We start from the raw sequence: 785 nt of genomic DNA, 5'->3' as shown, positions 1-785 counted from the left end.
ATAGCGGGCGAGGTCGCCGGTGCGGTACATCCGCGCCCCCGGCTCTCCGCAGAACGGATCGGCCAGGAAGCGCTCGGCCGTCAGCTCCGGTTGGTTGAGGTAGCCGCGCGCCACCCCTGCCCCGCCGATGTAGAGCTCGCCGACCGCCCCGAACGGCACCGGTGCGCCATGCCGGTCGAGAAGATACACACGCGTGTTCGCAATCGGGCGGCCGATCGGAACTGTTTGGTGGGGCGCCTCGGTCCAGTTGTCAAAAAGAAAACTGGACGACCAGATGGTTGTTTCCGTGGGACCATATAGATTTCTTATAGACCCTACCCGTTCCCGAAGGCGTGACGACAGATTTGCTGGTAATGCTTCGCCCCCACACATAACATTCAAATGTTGTGCTCCTTGCCATCCCGTATCCAGGAGCATGCTCCATGTCGATGGAGTGGCCTGTATTGCAGAAATCTTGTGGTAAGCCACTAGATGCTGCAACATCACAGCTTCCGTAGCATCCCTATGATTAGCCAATGCAACTTTAGCTCCGCTGCTTAGCGGGAGATATAGCTCCAAGGCTGCGATATCGAATGAGATAGTGGTAATAGCGAGAAATGTATTCTGTGCAGAAATCCTCGATATATCCAAAAAAGCATTTAGGAAGTTAAGTACGCTCGCATGCTCGACCATGACGCCCTTTGGCATGCCGGTGGATCCGGAGGTGTAGATGATGTAGGCGAGATGGCGGGAAGTGAGGCCGAGGGCGCGGGGGTCGGGATCGGATGCCGGCCGGTTCGCCCAGG

The 785-nt window shown here is 57.2% G+C and carries 1 protein-coding gene; it reads right to left on the bottom strand.

The genetic code is table 11. The annotated features are described in order from the left end of the window. On the bottom strand, nt 1–785 hold a 785-nt coding region (locus tag QN224_RS33545; RefSeq protein WP_283980174.1), incomplete at both ends, for an AMP-binding protein.

The sequence above is a fragment of the Sinorhizobium sp. 7-81 genome (assembly GCF_030124405.1).
GTDB lineage: Bacteria > Pseudomonadota > Alphaproteobacteria > Rhizobiales > Rhizobiaceae > Sinorhizobium > Sinorhizobium psoraleae.
Note: the sequence above shows the minus strand (reverse complement) of the source record. Positions and strands in the feature narration are given on the sequence as shown.